We start from the raw sequence: 20,372 nt of genomic DNA, 5'->3' as shown, positions 1-20,372 counted from the left end.
GGGGGGGCCCCCTCCCGTGCGTCTGTGTCCTGCCCCCCCCCCCGTTCCTTTCGGCGGGGGGCGGCGCCCCGGCCGCCGGCTGTGCCGGTCCGCCTGTGCCGGTCAGCCGACCGCCCGGCCGCCGTCTGTGCCGGTCCGGCTGTGCCGGTCAGCCGACCGCCTTGGCGAACTCGGCGAGGAAGGTCTCGCAGAACGCCTGGAGGTCGTCCGGCTTGCGGCTGGTGACGAGGATGTTGTCGCCGTGGTCGCAGACCTTCACCTGCTCGTCGACCCAGGTGGCGCCCGCGTTGCGCAGGTCGGTCCGGAGACTGGGCCACGAGGTCAGAACCCGGCCGCGTACCACGTCGGCCTCGACGAGAGTCCACGGGGCGTGGCAGATCGCGGCCACCGGCCTGCCCTGCTCGAAGAAGTCCCTGACGAACGCCACGGCCGTCTCGTCGGTCCGCAGGAAGTCGGGGTTGGCCACCCCGCCGGGCAGCACCAGCCCGCCGAACGAGTCGGCCGACGTGTCACCCACCACCTCGTCCACCGGGAACGTGTCCGCCTTGTCGAGGTGGTCGAAGCCCTGGACCTCGCCGGACCGCGTGGACACCAGCACCGGCTCGTGACCCGCGTCCTTCGCCGCCTGCCACGGCTCGGTCAGTTCGACCTGTTCCACGCCCTCGGGCGCGGTGAGAAATGCGATGCGCATGGGGTTCGGATTCCTTTCTGGACGCGCCGGCCGGTGTCACCGCCCGCACGCGGGAGGACCCCGGGCGTACGGCGGCCGCATCCGGGGTCGTCACGTCCTTCACACAGTCGGCCGTCGGGCCGCCCTTCCCGGCTCCTACGCGCCCGGCGGTCCCGGCCGGCCGGCTTCGGTGAGCGCCATCGCCAGTTCCTGGACGTTGTCGTAGCGCGCCTTGTTCGGCAGCCGGTCCAGCCCCTCGACGAGGGCGTCGGGCGCGTTGCCGTGGCGCAGGGTGCGGGTCAGTTCCCGCGGTCCCGCGGGGAAGCTGCCCCGGGTCAGGTTCCGGGCCAGTTCGAGCCGCAGGGCCTCCAGATACGTCGGTCCGCGGCCCGGTGTCACCGGTCCGTTCGTGACGTCCGGATCGTCCTCCGCCACCGGCTCCGGGTCGTGCCACTCCTCGGTGCGGGTGGGGTGCCCGGACCTGAGCAGACCCTGCAGTTCGTGCTTCATCTCGTCGTCGCGGTGGGCGCTCATCCGGTCGCTGCCTCGCTGCATGTCTCCCTCCAGATCTTCAGGGGTGCCGACCGCGTACCCGGACACCGCGGACCGACACGGAATCACCCGGACGGGTCCGCTCCGATTTCGCCGGCCGGTACCGGATCAGTAATCGAGAAGCGCGGGTCCCGTCGGCCCCTCTAGCGTGTGAAGACCGCGGGCGTCAGCCTTCACATGAGCCCCCGACAGATGGAGACACGATGAGCAGCGCCAAGAGGACGGGCAGCCAGGCACCCGTGCCGCACGTCGCCGACAGCCACGACCTCATCCGCGTGCACGGCGCCCGCGAGAACAACCTCAAGGACGTGAGCATCGAGATCCCCAAGCGCCGCCTGACGGTCTTCACGGGAGTCTCCGGTTCGGGCAAGAGCTCGCTGGTCTTCAACACCATCGCCGCCGAGTCGCAGCGGCTGATCAACGAGACCTACAGCGCCTTCGTGCAGGGCTTCATGCCGACCCTGGCCCGGCCCGAGGTCGACATCCTCGAAGGCCTGACCACCGCGATCATCGTGGACCAGCAGCGGATGGGCGCCGACCCCCGCTCCACCGTGGGCACCGCCACCGACGTCAACGCGATGCTGCGGATCCTCTTCAGCCGCCTCGGCGAGCCGCACATCGGCCCGCCCAGCGCGTACTCCTTCAACACCGCCTCGGTCCGGGCGAGCGGCGCGATCACCGTCGAGCGCGGCAACAAGAAGGCGGTCAAGGCGACGTACGAGCGCACCGGCGGCATGTGCAACCGGTGCGAGGGCCGCGGCAGCGTCTCCGACATCGACCTCACCCAGCTCTACGACGACTCCAAGTCGCTCGCCGAGGGCGCCTTCACCATCCCCGGCTGGAAGTCGGACAGCCAGTGGACCGTGCAGGTGTACGCCCAGTCCGGCTTCGTGGACCCCGACAAGCCGATCCGCGAGTACACCGAGAAGCAGCTGCGGGACTTCCTCTACGGCGAACCGGTCAAGGTGAAGGTCAACGGCGTCAACCTCACCTACGAGGGCCTGATCCCGAAGATCCAGAAGTCCTTCCTGTCCAAGGACAAGGAGGCGATGCAGCCGCACATCCGGGCCTTCGTGGAGCGGGCCGTCACCTTCACCGTCTGCCCGGAGTGCGACGGCACGCGGCTCAGCGAGGGCGCCCGCTCCTCGAAGATCGGGAAGATCAGCATCGCCGACGCCTGCGCGATGGAGATCCGGGACCTGGCCGAATGGGTGCGCGACCTGGACGAACCGTCCGTGGCGCCGCTGCTCGGCGCGTTGCGGGACGCCCTCGACTCGTTCGTGGAGATCGGCCTCGGCTACCTCTCGCTCGACCGGCCGGCGGGCACCCTTTCGGGCGGCGAGGCGCAGCGCGTCAAGATGATCCGCCACCTCGGCTCCTCGCTCACCGACACCACGTACGTCTTCGACGAGCCCACCATCGGACTGCACCCGCACGACATCCAGCGGATGAACGACCTGCTGCTGCGGCTGCGGGACAAGGGCAACACGGTCCTCGTCGTCGAGCACAAGCCGGAGGCGATCGCCATCGCCGACCACGTGGTGGACCTCGGCCCCGGCGCCGGTACGGCGGGCGGCACCGTCTGCTTCGAGGGCACCGTGGAGGAGCTGCGGGCCGGCGACACCGTCACCGGCCGCCACCTCGACGACCGGGCCGTCCTCAAGGACACGGTCCGCGAGCCCACCGGCGCCCTGGAGATCCGCGACGCCACGACGCACAACCTCCAGGGCGTCGACGTCGACGTCCCGCTCGGCGTGCTCTGCGTGGTCACCGGCGTGGCCGGCTCCGGCAAGAGCTCGCTGATCCACGGCTCCGTCCCGCCCGGTGCGGGCGCCGACGTCGTATCGGTCGACCAGAGCCCCATCAAGGGCTCGCGGCGCAGCAACCCGGCCACGTACACCGGACTGCTCGAACCGATCCGCAAGGCGTTCGCCAAGGCCAACGGCGTGAAGCCGGCCCTGTTCAGTGCCAACTCCGAGGGCGCCTGCCCCACCTGCAACGGTGCCGGTGTCATCTACACCGACCTCGCCATGATGGCCGGGGTCGCCACCCCCTGCGAGGACTGCGAGGGCAAGCGGTTCCAGCCCGCGGTGCTGGAGTACCGTTTCGGCGGCCGGGACATCAGCGAGGTGCTCGCCATGTCGGTGGCCCAGGCCGAGGAGTTCTTCGGCTCCGGCGAGGCACGCACCCCCGCCGCGCACAAGATCCTCGACCGGCTCGCCGACGTCGGACTCGGCTACCTCACCCTCGGCCAGCCGCTCACCACGCTGTCCGGCGGCGAGCGGCAGCGGCTCAAGCTGGCCACCCACATGGGAGACAAGGGCGGCGTCTACGTACTGGACGAGCCCACCACCGGCCTGCACCTCGCCGACGTCGAGCAACTGCTCGGCCTGCTGGACCGACTCGTCGACGCCGGCAAGTCGGTCATCGTCATCGAGCACCACCAGGCCGTCATGGCGCACGCCGACTGGATCATCGACCTCGGCCCCGGCGCCGGCCACGACGGCGGCCGGATCGTCTTCGAGGGCACCCCCGCCGACCTCGTCGCCGACCGGTCCACCCTCACCGGCGAGCACCTCGCGGCGTACGTCGGCGCCTGACCGCGGCGGCCCACGGCGCCGGTACCGGTGGCGACCGGCGCTGTGGGATCGTAAGGGCGTGACGAGCCTGGAGGACCTGGCCCGGCTGCGCCGGGCACGCGACCTGATGGACCGCGAGTACGCCGAGCCGCTCGACGTACCGGCGCTCGCGCGGGTCGCCCTCATGTCGGCGGGCCACTTCTCCCGCAGCTTCCGCGCCGCCTACGGGGAGACCCCGTACAGCTACCTGATGACGCGCCGCATCGAGCGCGCCAAGGCCCTGCTGCGGCGCGGCGACCTGTCCGTCACCGAGGTCTGCTTCGCGGTCGGCTGTACGTCGCTCGGATCGTTCAGCTCGCGCTTCACCGAACTGGTCGGCGAGAGCCCGAGCGCCTACCGGGAACGCGACCACGCCGACGGCGCCGCCATCCCCGCCTGCGTCGCCAAGGTCTACACCCGACCGGTCAGGAACGGAGAAGCGCGGCCCGCGCGCCCGCCCGTAGCGTGACGCGCATGGACATCAACCTCTCGCAGTGCTTCATCGCCGTCGACGACCACGACACTGCGCTCGCCTTCTACCGGGACGTGCTCGGGATGGAGGTCCGCGACGACGTCGCGTTCGAGGGGATGCGCTGGGTGACCGTCGGCTCCCCGGCCCAGCCCGACGTGGACATCGTCCTCGAACCCCCGCTCGCCGACCCGGGCGCCTCGGCCACCGACCGGGAGGCCATGACCGAACTGCTGGCGAAGGGAATGCTGCGCGGCCTGAACTTCACCACCGGCGACGTCGACGCGACCTTCGAACACATCCGGGCCGCGGGCGCCGAGGTCCTCCAGGAACCGGTCGACCAGCCCTACGGCGTCCGGGACTGCGCCTTCCGCGACCCGGCCGGGAACATGGTGCGCTTCAGCCGGCCACGCACCGGCTGACCCGTCCTCGGGCGGCGTGTGTGTTTGAAACGGGCGCCAGGGGGCAGGGGCAAGTTCAGTGCTTCGGACAGGAGGCACGTCCGTGGGAGCGGCGGTACGTCGCCCCGGACGAGTCGGTCCGGGCCCGGACGCCCTCCCACGGTGACCGCCCGACCCCAGGGCCGTGTCGTCGTCGTACCGGTGCCGCCCGCGCGCCGGAGGCTCCCGGAGCCCCCCGCGGGCCGCGCCCCAGGGCTCAGGCCCGGCGCGACGACAGGCCCCGCGCTCCGAGGGAGTTGCGACGCACCATGCCGATCCACGCCAGCGTGAAGCACCCGCACGACGACGCCCCCGACACCGCGGACGCGTTCCGCCGGCTGACCACCCTCCCCGACGGCCCGGAGCGCGACGTGGTCCGCGACCGGATCGTGGAGGCCTGGCTGCCCATGGCAGAACGCCTCGCGGGACGCTTCCGCAGCCGCGGCGAGAGCTACGACGACCTGCGCCAGGTCGCCGCCCTCGGCCTGGTCAAGGCCGTCGACCGGTACGACCCCGAGCGCGGCAACGCCTTCGAGAGCTACGCCGTGCCGACCATCACCGGCGAGATCAAGCGGCACTTCCGCGACCACATGTGGACGCTGCACGTGCCGCGCCGCGTCCAGGAACTGCGCAACCGCGTGCGCTTCGCCCGCCAGGAGCTCTCCCAGACCATCCCGGGCCGCAGGCCCACCGTCACCGAGATCGCCGAGCACACCGACCTCAGCGAGGCGGACGTCCGGGTCGGTCTGGAGGCGCTGGAGAGCTTCACCGCCCTCTCCCTGGACGCCGAGCTGCCCGGCAGCGAGGACGGGTTCTCGCTCGGTGACGCCCTCGGCGGGCCCGACCCGGCCCTCGACACCGTCGTGGACCGCGAGGCCGTCAAGGAGCGCCTGGCCGCCCTGCCCGACCGGGAGCGCGCCATTCTGTACATGCGCTTCTTCGACGACATGACCCAGAGCCGCATCGCCGAGCAGCTCGGCATCTCCCAGATGCACGTCTCCCGCCTGATCAGCCGCTGCTGCGACCGGGTGCGGGAGCAGGTGCTGCGGGATCCGGGGGCCTGAGGGCCCGGTCCGGGACGCTGATTCCGGGCTCCGAAACCTCGGGCTCACCCGCCCGGGGGGCCCGTTCGCGCGAACGGCGCAGGGTGGCGCGCGCACCCGGGGCGGGCGGGCTGTGATGGCCGAGGGGCGCGAGTGCCGTGCCCCCGCCGCCGCAGCTCGAAGGAGCCCGCCCCATGCGCCGCACCGCCCGCGCCCGCCCCATGCGCCGCACCGCCCGCGCCCTGTCCGTGGCCGTCCTGGCCAGTGCCGCCCTCGGCGTCCTCGCGGGGCCGAGCGCGGCCGATCCCGGCGTCCCTCCGCCACCCGGCGGCGCCGGGGAGCCCGTACCGCCGCCGGTGGCCGAAGAACCCGTACCGCCGCCGGCCGCGGAGGAACCCCTCGCCCCGGCAGCGGGCCAGGCCGCCGCCGAGGTCAGCCCCGCCGACGTCACCCCCGGCGGCACCGTCACCGTGTCGGTCTCGTGCGCCCCGACCGGCGGCTCCGCGCCGGCGACCCTCGACGCCACCTCCACGGCCTTCGACGAGGGCACCGTCGCGCTGCGGAAGGTGGAGGGCGGTGGAGGGACGGGCTCCGGTCCGGCCTACCGGGGGACCGCCCGGATAGCCGCCGCCGAGGACTTCGGGAGCGAGGCGGACGTGGAGGGCGCCGAGGACGTCGCGGGCGTGGCGGGCGTCGAGGAGGACTGGACCGTCGACGGCTCGTGCCCGGACGCGTCCGGCGGGGAGGGCGACCCGTGGAGCGCCAGCATGAACGTGCCGGGTGCCGCGCCGGGGGAGAGCGGCACCGCCAAGCCCGCGTGCCCCCCGTCCGCCGCCCCGCGCCGCGAGAGCTCCACGCACGGCACGTCCTGCGCCACCAAGCCGCCGTGCCCCGAGACCGCCGCCCCGCGCGGTGAGTCCGCCGCGGCCGGGAAGTCCTGCGGCGGTGGGACGGCGGAACACGGGGTGCGGGCCGGTGCCGGCGGCACCTTCAGCGACTCCGTCCCCGCCCTGGTCACGGGCGGCGTCCTGATCGCGGGCGCGTGCGCGGCGGCCGCCCACCGGCTGCGGCTGCGGCTGCGCGGGGAGGACGGGGAGCGCTGAGCCGGGCGGCCAACGTCGCGCGTGGACGCGCATCCGGGGCCGGAGTCATGGCTCGCGTGCCGGATGGGTACTGGGATCAACGACCGGTGAGCGGCAGCACGGACCCGCGCGGAGGTACGCATGCGACGCACGGACCCCGAAGGCCACGACGCCGTGGGCCACGGCCCCGTCCGGTACGGCCCCCACCTGCCCGACGACGGGCTGCCGGTGCTGCCCGAGTTGTCCGCCGTACTCGCCGCCGCCGCGGACCGCGCCCAAGGGGAACCGGTCGGCGGCGCACCCGCCCTCACGGCCGCCGCGAGCGGCTACTGGCACCGGCGCGGCCTGCCCACCGAGCCCGGCCACGTGGCCGCCGCCCCCGGCGCGCACGCCCTCCTGCTGGCGCTCACCGCCGCGCTCGGCGGCGACGTCCTGGTGCCCCGGCCCTGTGCCGCCTGGTGGGCACCGGACGCGCGGCTGCTCGGCAGCCCCGTCTTCCACGTCCCGACGCCGGCCGAGAGCGGCGGCGTCCCCGACCCGTACGCCCTCCTGGAGACCGTCCGCCGGGTGCGCGCCGAGGGCGGCGACCCCCGCCTGCTCGTGCTGGCCGTCGCCGACGACCCCACCGGCACCGTCGCGCCGCCCGAACTGCTGCACGAGACCGTCGAGGCCGCCGCCGGGGAGGGACTGCACCTCGTCAGCGACGAGACCTGGCGCGACACCCTGCACGACCCGCACGCCACCGTGCTGCTCAGTCCCGCCGAGATGCTGCCCGAGCAGGTCACCGTCGTCACGGACCTGGCCGGGGCGCTGCTGCCGCCCGGCTGGCCGGCCGCCGTCGCCCGCTTCCCGGCGTCCGCGGCCGGCGACGGCCTGCACGCACGCGTGCTCGACGTGCTCACCGCCCTCGGCGCGGGCGTGGCCGCGCCCGTCGCCGCCGCGGCCGGGTACGCGCTCGACGAACCCGAGCCGGTCACCGCCCGCCGGTCGGCCGCCGTACGCCTGCACGCGCGCGTGGCCGCCGCGATGCACGCGGCCGTCGTCGCCGCGGGCGCCACCGCGCGGCCCCCGCAGGCCGGGCGTCACCTGTACGCCGACCTCGGCCCGCTGCGCGACGCCCTCGGCGCGGAGGGCGTCGGCGACGCCCAGGAACTGGAGGACTTCCTCTCCGCCCGGCTCGGCATGCCCGCCCCCGGCGGGCACCGCTTCGGCGACGACCTCGCGGCTCTGCGGGTCCGGCTCGCCACCGGCCCGCTGCTCGGCGCCGGCACCGACGAGCAGCGCGCGGAATGCCTCACGTCCCCGGACCCGTTGGAACTGCCACACGTGCGACGCGCGTTGACCGCTCTCGGGTCGGTCTTCGGCGATCTGCGCGACGCTCAGCGATGGGAGCCTCCTCGATGACGCAGCAGCCCCGGTCGACCACGAGCACCCCCGCGTCCACCGAGGACACCGCCGCGCCGCCGGTCGCGCCCTCCCGGGCCCCCTCGTACCCGCCGCTCGCCGATCCCCGGCCGCCCGCCGAACACCGCGTATGGCCGCGGACCTTCCACGACCGGCTGACCGCGCCGCTGCCCGGCCTGAAGGCCCTCGCCAGATTCGCCCGCGAGGGCGCGGTGAGACCCGGCCGCGAGGGCCTCGCCGACATCCCCCGGCTGCCCTACGCCCCCGGCCCGCTGCCCCGCGTGGACGCGGACACCGTCGCCGTCACCTGGGCGGGACACGCCAGCTGGGTGGTGCGGATCGGCGGCCTCACCGTGCTCACCGACCCGGTCTGGTCCCGCCGCATCCTCGGCACCCCCGCCCGGATCACCCCCGTCGGCGTCGCCTGGAGCGCCCTGCCCCGCGTCGACGCCGTCGTCATCAGCCACAACCACTACGACCACCTGGACGCGCCCACGCTGCGCAGGCTCCCGCGCGACACCCCCGTCCTGGTGCCCGCCGGGCTGGGCCGCTGGTTCCACCGCCGCCGCTTCACCCGCGTCACCGAGCTGGACTGGTGGGAGGCGACGGAACTGCGTCCAAGGGGCGGCGCCGAAGGTGCCTCCGGCAAGGGTGGTGGTGGGCGACGGGCGGGAGTCCGGTTCGACTTCGTCCCCGCGCACCACTGGTCCAAGCGCAGCCTCGTCGACACGTGCCGCAGCCTGTGGGGCGGCTGGGTGCTCACCGCATCCGACGGCCGGCGCGTGTACTTCGCCGGGGACACGGGGTACGGCCACTGGTTCACCCGGATCGGCCGCCGCTACCCCGGCATCGACCTCGCCCTGCTCCCCATTGGCGCCTACGACCCCCGCTGGTGGCTCAGCGACGTGCACTGCGACCCGGAGGAGGCGGTACGGGCCGCCCAGGACGTCGGCGCCCGCCGCATGGCGCCGATGCACTGGGGCACGTTCGTCCTCTCCGCGGAACCGGTACTGGAACCCCTCACCCGCACCCGCACCGCCTGGCACGCCGCGGGCCTGCCGCGGGAAGACCTGTGGGACCTGCCGGTGGGCGCGTCGCGGGTACTGGAGTAGCGCGGCTCGGCGGCTCGGCGGCTCGGCGGCCTTGCGGCCTGGCGGTCCGGTGGCTCGGCGGCCTTGCGGTCCGGTGGCCTGGGGGCCTGGCGGTCCGGTGGCCTGGGGCCTGGCGGTCCGGTGGCCTGGCGGTCCGGTGGTCCGGCGCTCCGGGGGCCCGGTGGCCTTGCGGTCCGGTGGCTCGGCGGCCTGGCGGGCCGCCCGCCAGGTGGTGGCGGAGGTGGTCGTCCCGGCGGGACCGGGCTGCCGCGCGCGGCGTCCGGCCGCGCCCTCGCGGCATCCGTCTGCCGGGGTCCTCGCGCCGTACGGCGTCCCGGCCGGGTCGGGCACGAGCGGCCCGCTGCGGGTGCCGGGAACGGAACACCGCTCGCCGGGGTCCTCGTGTCGTACGGTGCTGCGGCCGGCCCGCGCTCGAGACGCCCGTTCCCCGGGTCGCCCCCCTTCCCGCCCCGCGGAGCCCTACGCCTTCGCCGGCCCCCGGAACCGTCGCCATACTCCCGGTGCCACGCTGAGCAGGACGGTGAGGGCGATCGCCGCGGCCACGCCCTCCCAGGGCTTGCTGAACAGGGCGCCGCTCAGGACTCCGATCAGCTGGTACGTCACCGCCCAGGCCAGGCAGGCCGGGAGGTTGCCGCGGGCGAAGCGGCGCAGCGGCCACTCGGCCAGCAGGCAGGCCAGCATCACCGGTATGCGGCCGGCCGGCACCAGCCGGGACAGCACCAGCACCGCGACGTCGTGCTCGGCGAGCTTGTCCTGTGCCTGCTCCAGCCGGTCCTCCGGCGCCCGGGACCGGATCGCCTCCAGCCAGCGCGAGCCGTTCTTCGAGCCGACCCCGCGCCGGCCCAGCCAGTACAGCGCCATGTCCCCGCAGAACGCGGCCAGCGACGCCGTCGCGAACACCATCAGCATGGAGAACGGCAGCGTCTGGTGCATCGCCACCACGGCCGCCGAACTCACCAGCGCGCCCGTCGGCACCACCGGCACCAACGCCCCGATCAGCACCAGCAGGAACAGCGACGGATACCCGAACGCCTGCTGCGTCGGCTCCGTCGGAATGCTCGTCGTGGCGGCGTCCAGCCAGTTCACCGCGCGACCTCCACCCGCACACTCTCGCCGTGCCCCAGCCGGTACACCGCCACCCCCGGCGCGCGCAGCGCCGACAGGCGCACGAACTCGTCGCCCGGCGTGTGGAACTCGTGGGGGCGCACGGCGTCCATCCCGATCGGCCAGTACGTGCCGTAGTGCACCGGCACGGCCGTGCGCGGCGCCAGCCGGATCAGCGCCTCCGCCGCCCGCCCCGCGTCCAGGTGCTCCGCCCCCAGGTACGGGCCCCAGCCGCCCACCGGCAACAGCGCCGCGTCGACCGGCCCGACCTCCTTCTCCATGCCGTCGAACAGACCGGTGTCCCCGGCGAAGTACGTCCGCGCCTCGCCCTCGACGACGTAGCCGAGCGCGGGGGAGCGGTGCCGTCCGACCGGCAGTCGCCGCCCGTCGTGCCGCGCGGGCACCGCCCGTATCCGCAGGTCCCCGACGCGCGCCACATCGCCGGGCGCCACCTCCGCCACGTCCAGGTGTCCGAGCCGCCGTAGCCCCGGCACCGCCCGCCGCGCGCCCCGGGGCACGAGCAGGCGCGTGCCCGGCGCGAGCCGCGCGAGCGACGGCACGTGCAGGTGGTCGGCGTGCAGGTGGGACACCAGCGCCACGTCCGCGCGCCAGGCGTCCGGCGGCGGCACCTCGCCCCGTCTGCGGCGCAGGTGGGCGAGGCGGCGGGCGAACAGAGGATCGGTGAGCACGCGGATGTCCGAGTCCTCGACCGTGCAGGTGGCGTGACCCCACCACGTGAGCTCCACCGGCACCTCTTTGCCTCCTTCGCGCGACTCCCCGAAGCCTACGTCCAGGAGTAGGGTCGGCGGCGAAAACGGGAGGTGACGGGAGGTGAGGGGGGACACCATGGGGCCGGTGCGGGTGACGGCGATCGCGAGTCTGACGCCGCTGGAACTGCTGGACGACGATCCGTTCCTGGTCGACTCCCGCAGCCAGCACGCCATGTGCGCCCGCTGGGCGGCGGAACACGGCTACGTCGTCGCCAGGGAACTGCTGGTACGTGGTCTGCGGCCGGACCACGACGCCCTGTGGGACGGGGTCCGCCCGGGCCACGACCTGTTCGTGGCGCCCAGCCGACGGGTGCTGGAGAGCGCGCTGTCCTCCGTCGACGACTTCACCGCGGAGTGCGCGCGGCGCGGCGCCCGCGTCGAGACCGTCGGCCACGCGGAACCGGCCTACGACGCCCGGATGAAGGCGTGCGTACACCGCAGGCTGTCGATGCCCACGGCGGGCTACGACGGCCGCTGACCACCCCTTTCGGGGTGTGAACCGGGTTCAGGGGGACAAACGGGTGCTCCGGAGCGTTGTGGCAGGGTGGGGAAGGCCCGGACGACGGGCCGGGACGTGAGGTGTGCGGAGCGTGGGTGCAGGCCGTTGGCGCCGGGTCGCCAGTCAGATCGGGCGGATTGTCGCGGTGTGGGCCGTGTCCACCCTCACCATGCTCGTGCTCGCGGGCATCCTGCCGGACTTCCGGCTCCAGTCGCCCGACGGGGACAGCGCGACCGACATCGCGATGACCGCCGCGGTCGGCGCGGGCGCCTTCGGTCTGCTCTCCGCCGTGGTGTGGCCGCTCATGGTCCGCCTGCTGCTCCTGGTGCCGGCGCTCGTCCTCGGACTGCTGGTCTTCTTCCTCAACGGCGGGCTGCTGCTCCTCGCGATCGACGTGAACCCGGCCGGCCGCGGCGGCGTCGCCCCCGAGACCGCGGTCGTGGTCGCCGCCGTCATGTCCGCCGTCGCCTCCGCCACCGGCGGTGCCCTGACCGTGCGCGGCGACGACGCCTACCGGCGCCGGCTCTACCGCCTCGCCGACCGCCGCCGCAGATCGGGCCCGCCCTGCCCGGCCGGCCCGGGCATCGTCTTCCTGCAACTGGACGGCGTGGGACACGACGTCCTGCTCGACGCCGTCGACACCGGCGCCATGCCCACCGTCGCCCGCTGGCTCGGCCGCGACGGCGCGTCCGCGAGCCACCGGCTGGCCCCGTGGCGCACCGACTGGTCCAGCCAGACCGGCGCCAGCCAGCTCGGCATCCTGCACGGCAGCAACCACGACGTGCCCGCCTTCCGCTGGTACGAGAAGGACACCGGCGAGGTCATGGTCTGCAACCGGCCGACCAGCGCCGCCGAACTCCAGCACCGCGCGGTCCGGCGCACCGGCGACGGCGGGCTGCTCAGCCTGGACGGCGCGAGCCGCGGCAACCTGTTCGGCGGCGGCGCCGACGAGCAGGCCCTGGTGCTGTCCATCGCCACCCGCCGCCGCAGCCGCGAGACCCGGTCCAGGTCCGGCTACTTCGCCTACTTCTCCGACCCGGCCAACGCCGTCCGCACCGCGATGTCCTTCGTCGCCGAGGTGGGCCGGGAGATCGGCCAGTCCACCCGCGCCCGCGTCCACAAGGTTCGCCCGCGCGTCTCCCGCGGTGGCCTCTACCCCTTCGTCCGCGCCTTCGCGACCGTCGTCGAACGCGACGTCGTCGTCGCCGCGGTGATGGGCGACATGCTCGCCGGCCGCACCGCCGTCTACGCCGACCTCGTGGCGTACGACGAGGTGGCGCACCACTCCGGGCCGCGCGGCCGGGACGCCGTCAACGTCCTCCGGCGACTCGACCGGTCCCTCGCGCTGATCGAGAAGGTCGCCGACCAGGCCCCCCGCTCCTACCGGATCGTCCTCCTGTCCGACCACGGCCAGAGCCCCGGCGAGACCTTCCGGACCCGCTACGGCCTCACCCTCGGCGACCTGGTGCGGGCCGGCTGCGGACTGCCCGTGCCCCGGCGCGCGCAGCGCACCCGAAGCGGCGCCGAGGCCCGCAACACCGTCCGCGCCGCCCTGCACCGCCCCGTCGAGGAGGGCGCCGCGCAGCAGAGACCCGCCGACACCCCCACCGGCCGCCGCTCCGAGCCGATCGTGCTGGCCTCCGGCAACCTCGGCCTGGTCTCCTTCCCGGACGTGCCGCACCGGATGACCAGGGAGGAGATCGACGCCCGCCACCCCGCGCTGCTGCCGACCCTCGCCAACCACCCCGGCGTCGGATTCCTGCTGGTGCGCAGCGAGCTGCACGGCGGCCTGGTGCTCGGTGCGCACGGCGCCGAGATACCCCTGGACCGGCTGGACGAGGACCCCGGCCCGCTCGCCCCCTTCGGCCCCGGCGCCGCCGACGCCGTACGCCGCACCCACTCCTTCCCGCACACCGCCGACATCATGGTCAACTCCTTCCACGACCCGGCCGACGGCGAGGTCCTCGCGTTCGAGGAGCAGATCGGCTCCCACGGCGGGCTCGGCGGCGCCCAGTCGCGCGCCTTCCTGCTGTCACCGGCCGTGCTGTCCGAACCGGTGGACGAGGGCATGGAGCTGGTCGGCGCCGAACACGTCCATCAGGTGCTGCGCCGCTGGCTGCGGGAGTCCAACGGCCCGCAGGTGCCGGTGGAAGATTCACGGCCGAACGTCGTCGAGAACGCACCTTTTCCCGTCGCTGACGGGTTCGTGCAGGAGAAAAGCGCCTGATTTTGAGCCGCGCCGGACCGTGCCCGAGCGTGGGCGCCGTCCCGGCGATCCCGGGCCACAGTTCCATGAGAGGCGCACCACCCCATGCACGTCACCGGGACCGTCCCCCACCGGCTCCGGAACCGCAGGAGACCCCTCGCCCACGGCCTCGACCTGCACCGGCAGCAGGACCGCGGCTACCTGCCCGGCGGCCTGGTCGAGGAGATCCGCGCCCTCAGCCATCCGCCGCTGCCCTGGGACGCGCGGCTCGCCCGCTGGTTCGACGAGTTCGTGCCCCGCCCCGAGCCCGTACGGTCGTACGCGCGCCCCTCGCGGCGCCAGGCGGCCACCCCCGGCATCCCGCGCGCCGGGCGGTACTTCCCGCCCGAGGAGATCGCCTGCTGCACCTTCGGCGTCGTCCTGGACACCTCCGGCTCCATGGACCGCAAGCTGCTCGGCAAGGCGCTCGGCGCCATCGCCTCCTACGCCGAGGCCCGCGACGTCCCCGCCGCCCGCGTCGTGTTCTGCGACGCGGCCCCGCACGACGCCGGCTACCTGCCCGTGACCGAGATCGCCGGCCGAGTGGGTGCACGGCCGGGGCGGCACCGTGCTCCAGCCCGGCGTCGACCTGCTGCTGCGCGCCGACGACTTCCCGCCCGCCGCGCCGGTCCTCGTCATCACGGACGGCTGGTGCGACGCGCTGCGGGTCCGGCGCGAGCACGCCTACCTCGTCCCGCAGGGCGCGCGGCTGCCGTTCACGGCCCGGGGGCCGGTCTTCCGGGTGAGCTGAGCCGGAGTGTGATCGGATGGGGGGCGGGAACCCGGGCACGGGCTTCCATCGCCCCAGTACAACAAGCGAATTCGAGAGGACCCGCCGTGGCAACCACGCGCTCCGCACACACCGTCTGGGAAGGCAACCTGTCCGAGGGCAACGGTGTCGTCACCTTCGACTCGTCCGGCATCGGCGAGCAGCCGGTGTCGTGGCCGTCGCGCGCCGAACAGCCCAATGGCAAGACCAGCCCCGAGGAGCTGATCGCCGCCGCCCACTCCAGCTGCTTCTCCATGGCGCTGTCGCACGGCCTGGCCGGCGCCGGCACCCCGCCCACCAAGCTCACCACCTCCGCGGACGTCACCTTCCAGCCCGGTGAGGGCATCAAGGGCATCCACCTCACCGTGGAGGGCACCGTCCCCGGCCTCGACGAGAACGCGTTCGTCGCCGCCGCCGAGGACGCCAAGAAGAACTGCCCGGTCAGCCAGGCCCTGACCGGCACCACCATCACCCTCACCGCCAAGCTGGCCTAGCGGCGGCTAGGAGCCCGTACGCTCCCACCCCCGCCGGTCCGGGCGCGGCCCCAGTTGTCTGGGGTCGCGCGACCGGTACACCACGTACGGGCGGGTCAGGTACTGCACCGGCGCGCTGAACATGTGGACCAGACGGGTGTAGGGGACCAGGGCGATCAAGATCATGCCGATCACCGCGTGCACGTGGTACAGCACCGGCACGCCCTCCATCAGCTCCACCTCCGGGTTCAGGGTGAACAGGCTGCGGGCCCAGGGCGCGATGGTGCTCCGGTAGTCGTAGCCGTCGCCGGAGGTGTCCGAGAGCTTGGCGATCATGCCGAGGACGATGGCGCCGACCAGGAAGACGTACATGAACTTGTCGTTGGCCGTGGTGGCCCGGAAGACCGGGGCCTTGGTGCGGCGCCGGTAGACCAGCATCCCGATCCCGGCGACCGTGAGGACCCCGGCCAGGGTGCCGCCGTACAGGGAGAACAGGTGGTACGCGTGTTCGCTGACGCCGACCGACTCCGTCCAGGACGCCGGGACGAACAGCCCGATCAGGTGGCCGACGAGCACGAAGAGGATGCCGTAGTGGAAGACCGGCGAGGCGATGTTCAGCAGCTTCGACTCGTAGACCTGCGAGGAGCGGGTCGTCCAGCCGAACCGGTCGTAGCGGTGGCGCCAGGCCAGGCCCGCGATCAGCAGGGCGAAGGCGGCGTAGGGCAGGACACCCCAGAGGAAGACGTTCATCGGCGGGCTCCGGTGGATGCGGGCGGCAGGGTGGCGCACACGGCGTCCAGCACGCAGGCGTAGGGCGTGCCGAAGGTGGTCAGCCGGGAGCGCAGCTGGTCCAGGGCGTCGCGGTGCTCGGTGAGCATGCCGATGTCCCCGGTGCGGGCGACGAACTCCAGCACCGCCGGCAGGAAGTCGGGCAGTTCCTCGCCGGTGAACTCCAGGCCGTGGGCGCGGTACAGCTCCTTGAAGCGGACCAGGGACATGCCGCGGTTGCGGGTGTCGCCGTCGGTCCACCAGCTCAGGTACAGGCTGTGCCGGTTCCTGAAGTCGAAGACCTGCACGTAGTGCGCCTGGAGTTCGCCCTGGGGGGTCCCGGCCGCATGGTCGGTGAAGGCGCGCAGTTGCGGCGCGGCCTCGCGCAGCAGGGGCAGCCGGGCGCGGAAGTCGTCGTCGGGGTAGGTCAGACAGAGCGCCGCCGCCTGGTACAGCACCTCGAACCCGGGCATGGGATCAGCTCTCCCTCTCGTCGTCCGCGGTCTGCCGCCTGCGCAGGATGTGGAAGTTCTCCACGGGCACCAGCGGCAGCATCCTGCGTCCCGAGTCCTGGCCGAACGGCCCGTCGCCACCCATGCCGGGCCCGCCGTCGGTGTCGAGGCTGCACGTGTCCGGCAGCGCCGACGCCTCCAGCCGGTGCGCGTCCCCGACGGCCGCCGTCGGGATCACGTACCGCTCCTCGTACTTGGCGAGCGCCAGCAGCCGGTACATGTCCTGGACCTCCTCGGGGCGCATGCCGACGCCCGCGCAGACCGCCGGGTCGGGGTCCTCGCCGAGGTTGACCGACCGCATGTGGGCGCGCATCGCCGCCAGCTTCTCCAGCGACGCCCGCACCGGGCCCACGTCCCCCGCGGTGAACAGCTCCGCCAGGTACTCCAGCGGGATGCGCAGGGTGTCGATCGCGCCGAAGAGGTTGTCCGCGTCCTCGCCGTCGTGCCCGGTCTCCGTCAGCGCGTCCACCACCGGCGACAGCGGCGGGATGTACCAGACCATCGGCATGGTGCGGTACTCCGGATGCAGGGGGAGTGCCACCCGGTACCTGCTCACCAGGGCGTGCACGGGGGAGCGCCGGGCCGCCTCGATCCAGTCGTACGGGATCCCCGCCTCCTCGGCAGCCCGCCGCACCGACGGGTCCTCGGGGTCGAGGAAGAGCCCCAACTGCGCCTCGTACAGGTCTCGTTCGTTCGGGGTCTCGGCGGCCTCGGTGACCTTGTCGGCGTCGTACAGCACCACCCCCAGGTACCGCAGCCGCCCCACACAGGTCTCCGAGCAGACCGTCGGCTGGCCGATCTCGATGCGGGGATAGCAGAAGGTGCACTTCTCCGCCTTGCCGGTGCGGTGGTTGAAGTACACCTTCTTGTACGGGCATCCGGTCACGCACATCCGCCAGCCCCGGCAGCGGTCCTGGTCCACCAGGACGATGCCGTCCTCCGAGCGCTTGTACATCGCCCCGGACGGGCAGGACGCCACGCACGACGGGTTGAGGCAGTGCTCGCAGATGCGCGGCAGGTAGAACATGAACGTCTCTTCGTACGCGAACCGCACCTTGTCCGAGGCCTGTTGGCGGGTCCGCTCCACCATCGGGTCCAGGTCGCCGTAGGCGGGGGCGCCGCCGAGGTCGTCGTCCCAGTTCGAGGACCAGCCGATCTTCATCGGTTTGCCGTCGAGCTGCGAGACCGGCCGCGCGACCGGGTAGTCGTCGCCGAGCGGGGCGTCGGTGAGGTTCTTGTAGTCGTACGTCCAGGGTTCGTAGTAGTCCTTGATCTCCGGCAGCTTCGGGTTGGAGAAGATCCCGGCGAGCTTCTTGATCCGGCCGCCCGCCTTGAGCTTCAGCGCGCCGCGCCGGTTCAGTTCCCAGCCGCCGCGCCACTTCTCCTGGTCCTCGTAGCGGCGCGGGTAGCCCTGCCCGGGGCGGGTCTCGACGTTGTTGAACCAGACGTACTCCATGCCCCGCCGGTTGGTCCACGCCTGTTTGCAGGTGACCGAGCAGGTGTGGCAGCCGATGCACTTGTCGAGGTTCATGACCATCGCGATCTGGGCCATCGGGCGCATCAGTACTCGACCTCCTGGCTGCGGCGGCGGATCACCGTCACCTCGTCGCGCTGGTTGCCCGTCGGGCCGAGGTAGTTGAACGCCCAGGACAACTGGGCGTAGCCGCCGATGAGATGGGTCGGTTTGAGGAGCAGCCGGGTGAGCGAGTTGTGGACGCCGCCGCGCTTCCCGGTGGTCTCCGTGAGCGGCGTGTTCACCGTGCGCTCCTGCGCGTGGTGCATGTACACCGTGCCGGGCGGCATGCGGTGCGAGACGATCGCGCGGGCCACCACCACGCCGTTGCGGTTGACCGCCTCGATCCAGTCGTCGTCCGCGACCCCGATGGCGTCCGCGTCCTGCGGTGACATCCAGACGCACTGGCCGCCCCGGGACAGCGCGAGCATGAACAGGTTGTCCTGGTACTCGGAGTGGATGGACCACTTGTTGTGCGGGGTCAGGTAGCGGACCGTCACCTCGCGGTGGCCGTCCGGGCCGAGCTGCGGTTCCCCGAACAGCCGGCTCATGTCCAGCGGCGGCCGGTACACCGGCAGCGCCTCGCCCAGCTCGTGCATCCAGTCGTGGTCCAGGAAGAAGTGCTGCCGTCCGGTGAGGGTGTGCCAGGGCTTGAGGTGCTCGGTGTTGAGGGTGAACGCCGTGTACCGGCGCCCGCCGGCCTCGCTGCCCGACCACTCCGGCGAGGTGATCACCGGCACGGGCGCCGCCTGCGTGTCCGCGTACGTGATCCGCTTGCCCTCGTGTTCGGCGGCGAGGTGCGCCATCCGCTGCCCGGTCCTCGCCTCCAGCGTGTGGAAGCCCTGGGTGGCCAGCCGGCCGTTGGTCGTGCCGGAGAGGGCCAGGACGGTGTTGGCCGCCTTGACCGCCGTGTCCAGCGCCGGGCGCCCGTCGGCCGGGCCGCCGCGCACCGCGCCGTTCAGCTGCCGCAGCCGCTCGACCTCCTCGTCCGGCTTCAGGGTGATGCCCTTGGCGGGCAGGCCCTTGGTCTCCACCAGCGGGCCGAGCGCCGCGAACTTCGCGCCGATCGCCGTGTAGTCGCGCTCCACCACGACCAGGTTCGGCATGGTCTTCCCGGGCTCCGGAGCACACTCCCCGCGCCGCCAGTCCCGTACCACCCCGCCCGGCTGGGCGATCTCGCCCGGGGTGTCGTGCTGGAGCGGCGCCGCCACCAGGTCCTTGCGCACCCCGAGGTGCCCGGCGGCCAGCTCGCTCAGCTTCTCCGCGATCACCTTGAACGTGTCGAAGTCGGTGCGCGCCTGCCACGGCGGACTCACGGCCGGGGAGAAGGCGTGCACGTAGGGGTGCATGTCCGTGCTGGACAGGTCGTGCTTCTCGTACCAGGTCGCGGCGGGCAGCACCACGTCGGAGAGGAGCGTCGACGAGGTGTGCCGGAAGTCCAGCGACAGCAGCAGGTCGAGCTTCCCCTCGGGCGCCTCCTCGTGCCAGACGACGTCCCTCGGGCGCTCGCCGGGCGCGGCCTCCTCGGCGCGCAGCGAGGACTGGGTGCCCAGCAGGTGCTTGGTGAAGTACTCGGCGCCCTTGCCCGAGGAGCCGAGCAGGTTGGCCCGCCACAGGGTCACGATCCGCGGCCAGTTCTCCGGCGCGTCCGGGTCCTCGCACGCGAACTTGAGTGTTCCCGCCCGCAGTTCGGCCACCGCGTTCGCCACCGGGTCGCCGAAGGTCTCGCCCAGCTCCAGCGGGTTGCGGTCGAAGGTCGGGTAGGAGGGCATCCACCCCGTGCGCGCCGACAGGGCGAGGCAGTCCGCGCCCGTCATGCCGGACAGCCGCCCCTCGCCGAGCGGCGAGGCCAGCACGTCGGCGCGGAACCGGTCGTAGCGCCACTGGTCGGTGTTGAGGTACCAGTACCCGGTGCCGATCATCTGCCGCGGCGGGCGCGACCAGTCCGACGCGGCGGCCAGCGTCGCCCAGCCGGTCACCGGACGGCACTTCTCCTGGCCGACGTAGTGCGCCCAGCCGCCGCCGTTGCGGCCCTGGCACCCGGTGAGCTGGAGCAGGGCCAGGAAGGTCCGGTAGATCGTCTCGGAGTGGAACCAGTGGTTGGTGCCCGCGCCCATCAGGATCATGCAGCGGCCCTTGGACCGCTCGGCGGTCCGCGCGAACTCCCGCGCGATGCGCACACAGGCCGCCGCCGGGACCGAGGTGTGCGTCTGCTGCCAGGCCGGGGTGGCGGGCGCCCCCCCGGCCACGTACGACGCCCGCCCCGCGCCCCGCCCGTCTCGGATACAACACATACGCAGCCGACCACAAGAGAGGGTGTGATCAAGGG

General features: G+C 73.4%; 18 protein-coding genes and 1 pseudogene. 11 read left to right on the top strand and 8 right to left on the bottom strand.

Features of this window, described 5'->3' with window-relative positions; translation table 11 throughout:
- Positions 1-148: 148 nt before the first annotated feature.
- Both ACFWR9_RS13345 and ACFWR9_RS13340 read right to left on the bottom strand, forming a co-directional pair.
- On the bottom strand, positions 149-691 hold the full coding sequence (locus ACFWR9_RS13345) for a type 1 glutamine amidotransferase domain-containing protein (RefSeq protein WP_383840201.1): 543 nt from the start codon (positions 689-691) through the stop codon (positions 149-151).
- A 135-nt stretch (positions 692-826) separates the two neighbouring features.
- Positions 827-1,225 (bottom strand): DUF2795 domain-containing protein, encoded by a 399-nt coding sequence (locus tag ACFWR9_RS13340; protein ID WP_383840198.1) that lies wholly within the window; start codon positions 1,223-1,225, stop codon positions 827-829.
- A 200-nt stretch (positions 1,226-1,425) separates the two neighbouring features.
- Between ACFWR9_RS13340 and ACFWR9_RS13335 the strand changes: the two genes are divergently transcribed.
- From ACFWR9_RS13335 to ACFWR9_RS13305, 7 genes are all read left to right on the top strand, one after another.
- Positions 1,426-3,822 carry an ATP-binding cassette domain-containing protein gene (locus ACFWR9_RS13335; RefSeq protein WP_383840195.1) on the top strand — a complete coding sequence of 799 codons (2,397 nt, stop codon included), beginning with the start codon at positions 1,426-1,428 and terminating at the stop codon, positions 3,820-3,822.
- Between the two features lie 58 nt (positions 3,823-3,880).
- Positions 3,881-4,309 carry a helix-turn-helix transcriptional regulator gene (locus ACFWR9_RS13330; protein WP_352154274.1) on the top strand — a complete coding sequence of 143 codons (429 nt, stop codon included), beginning with the start codon at positions 3,881-3,883 and terminating at the stop codon, positions 4,307-4,309.
- Between the two features lie 5 nt (positions 4,310-4,314).
- On the top strand, positions 4,315-4,731 hold the full coding sequence (locus ACFWR9_RS13325) for a VOC family protein (RefSeq protein ID WP_383840192.1): 417 nt from the start codon (positions 4,315-4,317) through the stop codon (positions 4,729-4,731).
- Positions 4,732-5,018: 287 nt separating this feature from the next.
- Entirely contained in the window at positions 5,019-5,813 is a 795-nt protein-coding gene (locus ACFWR9_RS13320) for an RNA polymerase sigma factor SigF (RefSeq protein WP_383840189.1), read from the top strand.
- Positions 5,814-5,986: 173 nt separating this feature from the next.
- The gene (locus ACFWR9_RS13315; RefSeq protein ID WP_383840187.1) at positions 5,987-6,895 is read left to right on the top strand and encodes a hypothetical protein; all 909 of its coding nucleotides are present in this window, start codon (positions 5,987-5,989) and stop codon (positions 6,893-6,895) included.
- 120 nt (positions 6,896-7,015) lie between these two features.
- Complete coding sequence (locus ACFWR9_RS13310; RefSeq protein ID WP_383840184.1) at positions 7,016-8,278, top strand: aminotransferase class I/II-fold pyridoxal phosphate-dependent enzyme; 1,263 nt, start codon at positions 7,016-7,018, stop codon at positions 8,276-8,278.
- Positions 8,275-9,390 carry an MBL fold metallo-hydrolase gene (locus ACFWR9_RS13305; RefSeq protein WP_383840181.1) on the top strand — a complete coding sequence of 372 codons (1,116 nt, stop codon included), beginning with the start codon at positions 8,275-8,277 and terminating at the stop codon, positions 9,388-9,390. Before ACFWR9_RS13310 ends, ACFWR9_RS13305 begins: the two co-directional genes overlap by 4 nt.
- A gap of 459 nt (positions 9,391-9,849) precedes the next feature.
- Here ACFWR9_RS13305 and ACFWR9_RS13300 read toward each other — a convergent pair whose 3' ends face one another.
- Complete coding sequence (locus ACFWR9_RS13300) at positions 9,850-10,476, bottom strand: DedA family protein (RefSeq protein ID WP_383840179.1); 627 nt, start codon at positions 10,474-10,476, stop codon at positions 9,850-9,852.
- Positions 10,473-11,246, bottom strand: coding sequence for an MBL fold metallo-hydrolase (locus tag ACFWR9_RS13295; protein ID WP_383840176.1), 774 nt, complete (start codon positions 11,244-11,246; stop codon positions 10,473-10,475). Before ACFWR9_RS13295 ends, ACFWR9_RS13300 begins: the two co-directional genes overlap by 4 nt.
- Positions 11,247-11,340: 94 nt before the next feature.
- Here ACFWR9_RS13295 and ACFWR9_RS13290 point away from each other — a divergent pair, with 94 nt between their 5' ends.
- The 4 genes and pseudogenes from ACFWR9_RS13290 to ACFWR9_RS13275 all read left to right on the top strand — a co-directional run bounded on the left by ACFWR9_RS13290 (position 11,341) and on the right by ACFWR9_RS13275 (position 15,271).
- Positions 11,341-11,742, top strand: coding sequence for a hypothetical protein (locus ACFWR9_RS13290; protein ID WP_383840359.1), 402 nt, complete (start codon positions 11,341-11,343; stop codon positions 11,740-11,742).
- A 112-nt stretch (positions 11,743-11,854) separates the two neighbouring features.
- Positions 11,855-13,990, top strand: a complete 2,136-nt coding sequence (locus ACFWR9_RS13285; RefSeq protein ID WP_383840174.1) for a phage holin family protein — start codon at positions 11,855-11,857, stop codon at positions 13,988-13,990.
- A 126-nt stretch (positions 13,991-14,116) separates the two neighbouring features.
- Positions 14,117-14,759 (top strand): annotated as a pseudogene (locus tag ACFWR9_RS13280) (hypothetical protein); the annotation flags it as partial.
- 86 nt (positions 14,760-14,845) lie between these two features.
- Positions 14,846-15,271: an OsmC family protein gene (locus tag ACFWR9_RS13275; RefSeq protein WP_383840171.1), complete on the top strand. Its 426-nt coding sequence runs from the start codon at positions 14,846-14,848 to the stop codon at positions 15,269-15,271.
- Positions 15,272-15,277: 6 nt separating this feature from the next.
- On the opposite strand, the gene narI is transcribed toward ACFWR9_RS13275, so the two are convergent.
- The 4 genes from narI to ACFWR9_RS13255 form a co-directional block, all read right to left on the bottom strand.
- Positions 15,278-16,000: a respiratory nitrate reductase subunit gamma gene (gene narI, locus ACFWR9_RS13270; protein WP_383840169.1), complete on the bottom strand. Its 723-nt coding sequence runs from the start codon at positions 15,998-16,000 to the stop codon at positions 15,278-15,280.
- Positions 15,997-16,491, bottom strand: a complete 495-nt coding sequence (narJ, locus tag ACFWR9_RS13265; RefSeq protein ID WP_383840166.1) for a nitrate reductase molybdenum cofactor assembly chaperone — start codon at positions 16,489-16,491, stop codon at positions 15,997-15,999. The genes narI and narJ overlap by 4 nt, the downstream gene beginning before the upstream one ends.
- 4 nt (positions 16,492-16,495) lie before the next feature.
- Positions 16,496-18,091, bottom strand: coding sequence for a nitrate reductase subunit beta (narH, locus tag ACFWR9_RS13260; RefSeq protein ID WP_383840164.1), 1,596 nt, complete (start codon positions 18,089-18,091; stop codon positions 16,496-16,498).
- Positions 18,091-20,372: molybdopterin-dependent oxidoreductase (locus ACFWR9_RS13255; protein ID WP_383840161.1), on the bottom strand; the 2,282-nt coding region annotated here is incomplete at its 5' end. The genes narH and ACFWR9_RS13255, both read right to left, overlap by 1 nt.

This window comes from Streptomyces sp. NPDC058534 (assembly GCF_042717365.1).
GTDB lineage: Bacteria > Actinomycetota > Actinomycetes > Streptomycetales > Streptomycetaceae > Streptomyces.
This window is presented reverse-complemented; position numbering and strand designations above follow the sequence as displayed.

Coding starts and splice junctions, on each gene's coding strand:
- ACFWR9_RS13305 (WP_383840181.1), top strand. CDS start 8,275: ATGACGCAGCAGCCCCGGTCGACCACGAGCACCCCCGCGTCCACCGAG.
- ACFWR9_RS13320 (WP_383840189.1), top strand. CDS start 5,019: ATGCCGATCCACGCCAGCGTGAAGCACCCGCACGACGACGCCCCCGAC.
- ACFWR9_RS13290 (WP_383840359.1), top strand. CDS start 11,341: ATGGGGCCGGTGCGGGTGACGGCGATCGCGAGTCTGACGCCGCTGGAA.
- ACFWR9_RS13310 (WP_383840184.1), top strand. CDS start 7,016: ATGCGACGCACGGACCCCGAAGGCCACGACGCCGTGGGCCACGGCCCC.
- ACFWR9_RS13335 (WP_383840195.1), top strand. CDS start 1,426: ATGAGCAGCGCCAAGAGGACGGGCAGCCAGGCACCCGTGCCGCACGTC.
- ACFWR9_RS13340 (WP_383840198.1), bottom strand. CDS start 1,225: ATGCAGCGAGGCAGCGACCGGATGAGCGCCCACCGCGACGACGAGATG.
- ACFWR9_RS13345 (WP_383840201.1), bottom strand. CDS start 691: ATGCGCATCGCATTTCTCACCGCGCCCGAGGGCGTGGAACAGGTCGAA.
- ACFWR9_RS13315 (WP_383840187.1), top strand. CDS start 5,987: ATGCGCCGCACCGCCCGCGCCCGCCCCATGCGCCGCACCGCCCGCGCC.
- narH (WP_383840164.1), bottom strand. CDS start 18,091: ATGCGCCCGATGGCCCAGATCGCGATGGTCATGAACCTCGACAAGTGC.
- narI (WP_383840169.1), bottom strand. CDS start 16,000: ATGAACGTCTTCCTCTGGGGTGTCCTGCCCTACGCCGCCTTCGCCCTG.
- ACFWR9_RS13325 (WP_383840192.1), top strand. CDS start 4,315: ATGGACATCAACCTCTCGCAGTGCTTCATCGCCGTCGACGACCACGAC.
- narJ (WP_383840166.1), bottom strand. CDS start 16,491: ATGCCCGGGTTCGAGGTGCTGTACCAGGCGGCGGCGCTCTGTCTGACC.